Source organism: Limnochordia bacterium (assembly GCA_023230925.1).
Classification (GTDB): domain Bacteria; phylum Bacillota; class Limnochordia; order DUMW01; family DUMW01; genus JALNWK01.
Window position 1 is genome coordinate 62,215 of record JALNWK010000011.1, and the last position, 6,446, is coordinate 68,660.

The 6,446-nt window shown below is 48.8% G+C and carries 6 protein-coding genes; 4 read left to right on the plus strand and 2 right to left on the minus strand.

What is annotated here, in order from left to right; all coding sequences use genetic code 11:
* Positions 1–21 precede the first annotated feature (21 nt).
* The gene (locus M0Q40_03925; protein MCK9221758.1) at positions 22–897 is read right to left on the minus strand and encodes a sugar phosphate isomerase/epimerase; all 876 of its coding nucleotides are present in this window, start codon (positions 895–897) and stop codon (positions 22–24) included.
* 376 nt (positions 898–1,273) lie between these two features.
* On the opposite strand from M0Q40_03925, the gene M0Q40_03930 reads away from it, so the two are divergent.
* From M0Q40_03930 to hydF, 4 genes are read left to right on the plus strand one after another with little or no spacing between them, the layout of a single operon-like run.
* On the plus strand, positions 1,274–1,528 hold the full coding sequence (locus M0Q40_03930; protein ID MCK9221759.1) for an iron-only hydrogenase system regulator: 255 nt from the start codon (positions 1,274–1,276) through the stop codon (positions 1,526–1,528).
* A gap of 13 nt (positions 1,529–1,541) precedes the next feature.
* On the plus strand, positions 1,542–2,540 hold the full coding sequence (hydE, locus tag M0Q40_03935) for a [FeFe] hydrogenase H-cluster radical SAM maturase HydE (GenBank protein MCK9221760.1): 999 nt from the start codon (positions 1,542–1,544) through the stop codon (positions 2,538–2,540).
* A 13-nt stretch (positions 2,541–2,553) separates the two neighbouring features.
* A complete protein-coding gene (gene hydG, locus M0Q40_03940) occupies positions 2,554–3,954 on the plus strand; it encodes a [FeFe] hydrogenase H-cluster radical SAM maturase HydG (protein ID MCK9221761.1) in 1,401 nt (466 codons plus the stop codon).
* 11 nt (positions 3,955–3,965) lie between these two features.
* Complete coding sequence (gene hydF / locus M0Q40_03945; GenBank protein ID MCK9221762.1) at positions 3,966–5,153, plus strand: [FeFe] hydrogenase H-cluster maturation GTPase HydF; 1,188 nt, start codon at positions 3,966–3,968, stop codon at positions 5,151–5,153.
* Positions 5,154–5,183: 30 nt separating this feature from the next.
* Here hydF and M0Q40_03950 read toward each other — a convergent pair whose 3' ends face one another.
* Positions 5,184–6,128, minus strand: a complete 945-nt coding sequence (locus tag M0Q40_03950; protein MCK9221763.1) for a dihydrodipicolinate synthase family protein — start codon at positions 6,126–6,128, stop codon at positions 5,184–5,186.
* Positions 6,129–6,446: the final 318 nt, after the last annotated feature.

Here is a 6,446-nt window from a genome sequence, read left to right on the forward strand (position 1 = left end):
CGCAGACTGACTCCTTATACATTATTTGGCTAAATCTAGCATAAATATGCCAAGTTCATAGGTAAAACGGATTAACTGCTCGTGCATGCCATCAGGAAGCCCATTGGTGAAATTGTGGATCTCATAGGTAAAGTCACCTTGGTAGTCGATCTCTTTTAATGTCCTCATAATCGGTTCCCAAACAATGGTCCCAAAATAGGGAGCAATATGATCGTCCTTTTCACCCCGGTTATCCGCGATATGCAACGCCTTCAGCTTCTTGCCAATGGTCCTTAGAGCTTCACATTGGTTGATCCCAGCTAGATGGGCATGACCAGTGTCCCAGCAAATACCGAACATGGGATCATCGAGGACATCTAGAAGTTCTAGCAATTCCTCTGTGGAGCTAGCGTATCTACGCCCATTCCTTCGTTCAATCATATTCTCAATGGCAATATGCACATTATGTTGTGCTGCCAAATCCCCATATTTCCTAAAAGCCTTAACGTTTTTGGCCAAGGACAGATCGTGGGAATACCAAATATCATCATCCACAGAACCGGGATGAATGACTAACCATTTTGCACCGACGATACCTGCTCCAATAATTGATCGTCGCATGAGTTCCTCATGCCAAGCTTCTTCTTCATCGGATAGATTCCGCCAATCGTAGAAATGGGCATGGGCTTGGGAAAACTCGACGCCGTAGGAATCGGCCAACTCCCTTTGCCTCTTCGTCCAATCCTGCCAATCGGGTTGGGTCATGGGAAGTGTTCCCCTGGAGTAGGTGGCAAAGTTCATATCTAGCACCTTGTATCCTGCTTTTACACAGGCGGTGATACTCTCCTCACAACTGTAGAACACGTCTTTTCCCCATAGAACTTTCTCATGAATGCAAGTTGAGGTGGATAGTCGCATCTTGTACATCTCCCCAGATTATAATTGTAATGAAAGCACGGTGAGCGGCACTTCTATGAATCTAAGAATAACAATAGAGTATTGGAAGCTCAAGTTGCCCTATTGCGATCTCTTAACCTCTAGTTTACTCGATCTGTTGAAGATATTCAAAAAGGGGTATTGCATCATCAGGCAAGATGTGATACATTAATCGTGATAGATTTCACAAGTGCTGACCTTCCGGTGGCTACTAGGGGGAAGGCACATTTATAACGAACCCTAAGACAAGGTCATCTAAGTTGAGGGGCAATCGACATCATGGGTAGATTCACGCTTTGGTAAGATGTCTTTTGTGATCTTGTCAAAGCGTTTTTTTATTTGCAGAGGAGGTAGCTTAATGGAACAGGGAATTGGCGTTTTAGGAATTGTAATTAGCAATCGGACCGAAGCTGCAGAGCGGGTCAATGAACTACTCAGTCAGTACGGTGAAATGATCGTCGGCCGCATGGGGATCCCCTACCGGGAAGAAGGAATCTGCGTGATTTCCTTGATCATTGATGGATCTACCGATGAGATCGGCGCCCTAAGTGGAAAGCTGGGGACAATTCCGGGCGTTAAGGTCAAGACTGGTCTGATCACAAAAAAGAGTTAGGGGAAGGGGATCCATGGTACAAACACTGATCGGGTTACTCCATGCAAAGGGTACCGCCCAAGAACAGCTCTGGGACAGGGCAGATGGCGTACGACGGGATACCGTAGGCAATGGGGTCCATCTGCGGGGGATTATTGAGTTCTCTAACCATTGCATCAGAAACTGCCTGTACTGTGGACTACGTCGGGGTAATACCAAGCTTAAACGGTATCGGATTCCCCCAGAGGAAATCTTGCTCGCGGCTAAACAGGGTACCGAGGTAGGATACAAGACCATCGTGCTTCAGTCCGGTGAAGATCCCTGGTACGATGCAAGGAACATTGGTCTTCTGGTGAGGGAAATTAAGAAACTCGATGTGGCAGTGACTCTTTCCATCGGAGAGCGACCAGAAGAGGAACTGGCCCTTTTCCGCCAAGAAGGAGCAGACCGCTACCTGTTGAAGCACGAGACTATCGATCAAGCGCTGTATAGCCGGCTGCATCCGGGAGCAAGTTACAAGGCTAGGATCCAGATGCTAAACACCTTAGGAAAGCTTGGGTATCAGGTGGGTACAGGGATCATGGTCGGTCTGCCTGGCCAAAGGCCAGAAACGATCGCCGAGGATATTTTATTCATGCAAAAGATCAATGCGGATATGGTGGGTATTGGTGTTTTTATCCCCCACCCAGATACACCCTTAGCCAATGCTGCTGCGGGGTCCGCCGATGAGACCCTGAATGTCCTGGCGCTAACACGACTGTTTTTGCCCTATGCCCATCTTCCGGCGACAACTGCCTTGGCCACCTTAGACCCCTACGGTCGACAGAAAGCCCTCCGGGCCGGAGCCAATGTAGTCATGCCAAACATTACGCCGGTAAAGTATCGTAAGCAATATGAGATCTATCCAGGAAAAGCGGAAACAAGCGATGAATCGTGCACTCTATTTCGAGGGCGCATTGAACAGATGATCCTTGGCTTAGGTAGGACAGTAGCCCTAGATCAAGGACATAGTTGTTGCTACAACAAAGTATGAGGAGTGGAGAAAAGTGCCTAACTTACACTGTAATACAGAGTTCATTGACGATAAACAGATTTGGAAACTTATTGACAACGCAAAGGAAAAGCCCGTAGACTCCAGCGTAATCCTTGGGGCCATTAAAGATGTCGAAAACGGCGGCACCTTAAGTATAGATATGGTCGCCAACATTTTGGAGTGCTCCGATCCCGCGGTGGAGGAGGCCCTCTTTGCAGCCAGCAAAACCGTAAAAAAAGGCATCTATGGCAATCGAATCGTTCTATTCGCTCCTTTGTATATCAGTAACTACTGCGTAAACAGTTGCAGTTACTGTGGGTATAACTGCCGAAACAACTTAGCGCGAAAACGCCTTACCATGGAAGAAATCGCCCAGGAAGTAAGAATCCTTGAGGATATGGGTCATAAACGCCTAGCTATAGAAGCCGGGGAGGATCCAACATACTGCCCCATCGAGTATATTTTGGATGCCATCGATACGATCTATCATACGGCAAGGAGCAACGGGGTAATTCGACGGGTGAACGTGAATATCGCGGCGACTACCGTTGATGAGTACAAACTGTTGAAGAAGGCGGGCATTGGCACATACGTGTTGTTTCAGGAGACCTATCATCGGGATACGTACAGACGGGTACACCCTAGGGGCCCCAAACACGATTACGACTGGCATTTGCTAGCCATGGATCGGGCGATGCGCGGTGGTATTGATGATGTAGGCTTGGGAGTGTTGTTCGGCTTGTATGATTACCGCTACGAGCTGTTGGCCATGCTTCACCATGCCTATCATCTGGAGGATGCGTTCGGTGTTGGGCCCCATACAGTGTCCGTACCCCGTCTGAAGGCTGCATCCGGAGTAAGTCTTGCTGAGTATCCCTACCTTGTATCAGACCACCAACTGAAAAAAGTAGTGGCATTACTCCGGCTCGCTCTTCCCTACACGGGCATTATTATCTCCACTAGGGAAACGCCCCAGTTACGGGGGGAATTACTAGAACTCGGCATATCCCAAGTATCCGGAGGTTCCCGTACCGATGTAGGAGGATACCAACAAGGGCATGAAGACACCGCTCAGTTTGAGCTAGGAGATCATCGCACTCTAGATGAAGTCATTTTCGATCTCCTTCAGAGGGGTTACTTGCCTAGTTTCTGCACCGCTTGCTACAGACAGGGACGAACCGGAGACCGGTTCATGCAACTGGCAAAGACCGGTCAGATCCAGAACGTATGCCATCCCAACGCCCTATGCACTTTGCAGGAATACCTTAGTGACTATGCCTCCCCTGCCACAAAAGAGTTGGGAACCAAGTTCATTGAAAAAGAGCTGGCCCAGCTTACTAATCTCCGGCTTCGCCACAGGATACAAGATTGCCTTGTGAGTATTGAACAAGGTCAAAGGGACATTTACTGGTAAGGGGGATGAATATGCAGGATACGCCAAGGGGAAATCGACCCCATATTGTGTTTGTTGGGCCGGGTAATGTTGGTAAATCCAGTCTAATTAACGCCATTGCCGATCAGGAGGTATCCCTTGTTTCAGAGATCCTGGGCACCACCACCGATCCCGTCTCCAAGGCCATGGAGCTACCTCCCCTTGGACCAGTGTTGTTAGTCGATACCGCTGGACTTGATGATGAGGGAGCCCTTGGGGAAAAACGCATCAAGCGCACCAAAGAGGTGTTGGAAAAGGCAGATCTAGCTGTGGTTATTACTGATAATCCTAAAAGCCGGAACCAGGGACTGATTAAGCTTCTCGAGGAGCAAAACACACCATATATCGAGGTTCTAAACAAAGGTGATCTGTTCGTAAAAAAACCACTACCTGAGGATCTGATTGTTGTTAGTGCAAAAACAAAAGCAGGTATTGAAACGCTTAAAGACGCAATCGTCCACAAGGTCCCAAAAGAACCGCGTACCACAACCATTGTGGGCGACTTGCTAAACGCCGGTGATCTAGTCCTCTTAGTAGTCCCGCTGGACCAACAGGCGCCTAAGGGACGACTAATCCTACCCCAAGTGCAGACCATTCGGGATCTTTTAGATCATAACTGTCAAGCACTAATTGTTAAGGACTCAGAACTCGCCCCCACCTTAAACAAACTGAAGGAAGCGCCCCAGTTGGTGATCACCGACTCACAGATCTTTCGCGAGGTGGCAAAGGATCTCAGTCCGAATACACCTCTCACTTCCTTTTCCATTTTGTTCGCTCGGTACAAAGGGGATCTCCAACTGTTGGCAAAGGGAGCGTCGGTTATCGATGAACTGGCCCCAGGGGATCGGGTCTTGATCTGTGAAGCCTGTACCCACCGGCCCCTAGAAGAAGACATCGGCCGGGTGAAGATCCCTGCCCTTCTACAAGAACGGGCTGGGGGCAAACTTGAGCTAACTTGGTCTGTGGGTGAAGATTTTCCCGAGGATTTGTCCCAGTTCAAACTGGCTGTACACTGTGGGGGATGCATGATCACAAGAAAAACCATGCTCCAGAGAATCTACCGTTTGCATAATGCGGGGGTTCCAGTGGTTAACTATGGAGTCTTGCTCGCCTACTTCAGTGGAATCATGCCCCGGGCCTTGGAACCAGTACTGAAGAATGCTTCTCATTTTCCCTCCTAAACGGGGAAAATGAGAAGACCTTCGCTCTTTCTAGGGTAAGGCTATACCAGTAACGTCCTCCATTCCCATTTCCTCATCTAATGATCTAAGGAATGTATCCACCTTGTTTGCGGTTTGCCGAAGGAGTCCGTCAAACCGAGGCTCAAGCAGACTTGAGGGAAAAATCGCATTCTCGCAGCAAATACCCTCAAGGGCTAGCAATCTCTTCTTCCAAAGGACAGAGCATAGGGGCAACTTAGCGCAGGTGTTTAGTTGGTTAATTTGGTTAACCATATCCACCATGCGGGGGAAAATGGTCTTATCATGACGAAAGGCCCAGAGCGCAGACCACAACCGCGGAAATACATTGGCCATAGATGGTACCACGCCCTCGGCCCCAAGGCTAACGGCTTCATTAATGACCTCTTCGCTTCCGGCTAAGAAACTGGCAATCCGACCGTCCCCTCCTAGGGCCTGGAGATACTCCTTCATTAAGGTCGGATCCCCACCACTATCCTTCATGCCCGCTACCCGAGCACCCAAGGCGCCGATCACATCCGGAGGAATGATCTGTCCCACATTGCCCGGAATATTGTAAAGGACTACCGGTAGATCAGTGGCCTCGATCACAGCGGTAAACCACCGTTTTGCCTCCTCGGGGGACAATGAGTAGTAGTACGGCAGACTAATTACACAGGCATCAACACCTGACTTCTCCGCGGAACGGATATGGCCCACTACCGCATCTAATGAAGTATCGGAGACGCCTGCGTACACCTGAGCCCTACCTTGACAGTACTCGGTAGTAAGCCTAAACAATTCATGACGGGAAGCATCCGCAAGTCGCGCAAATTCCCCAGTTGTTCCCGCCGGGAAGATACCCCGGATTCCCCCTTTAATCAGATGATTAACGAGTCGCCGAAGTCCCTCTCGATCAACTTGTCCGTGTTCATTTACAGGTGTGATGATGGGAACAACTACGCCTTCTGGTTTCATACAACTTCCACCTTTACCATGTAGTATTAACAAAAGTAGCCTGACTTCGCGATGTGTTTACTGTTGCGGAACGTCGTTACGCATATATGAAAGTTTCGCCAGATAAGTGATTTATCCTTCTTCCTATCCATGGAAAGGACTAAGATGTGCTGAAAACCAGAGAACATCCCAGGAATTAACTGTACAGTACAGGCCAAAGTATGAGTAAGAAGTTTACGGGTCTTGCTAGGTGTTCTTAGTAAGAGAGATACGCGGATCCCTAGTGATGAGGTAGAGGTAAAAGAAGGGAACGAGAGGCTCGATCTCCAAGTAGGAGAT

What these genes read in the sequence shown, in the direction of transcription:
- M0Q40_03925 (MCK9221758.1), bottom strand. Translation starts at nt 897, where the DNA reads ATGCGACTATCCACCTCAACTTGCATTCATGAGAAAGTTCTATGGGGA.
- M0Q40_03930 (MCK9221759.1), top strand. Translation starts at nt 1,274, where the DNA reads ATGGAACAGGGAATTGGCGTTTTAGGAATTGTAATTAGCAATCGGACC.
- hydE (MCK9221760.1), top strand. Translation starts at nt 1,542, where the DNA reads ATGGTACAAACACTGATCGGGTTACTCCATGCAAAGGGTACCGCCCAA.
- hydF (MCK9221762.1), top strand. Translation starts at nt 3,966, where the DNA reads ATGCAGGATACGCCAAGGGGAAATCGACCCCATATTGTGTTTGTTGGG.
- M0Q40_03950 (MCK9221763.1), bottom strand. Translation starts at nt 6,128, where the DNA reads ATGAAACCAGAAGGCGTAGTTGTTCCCATCATCACACCTGTAAATGAA.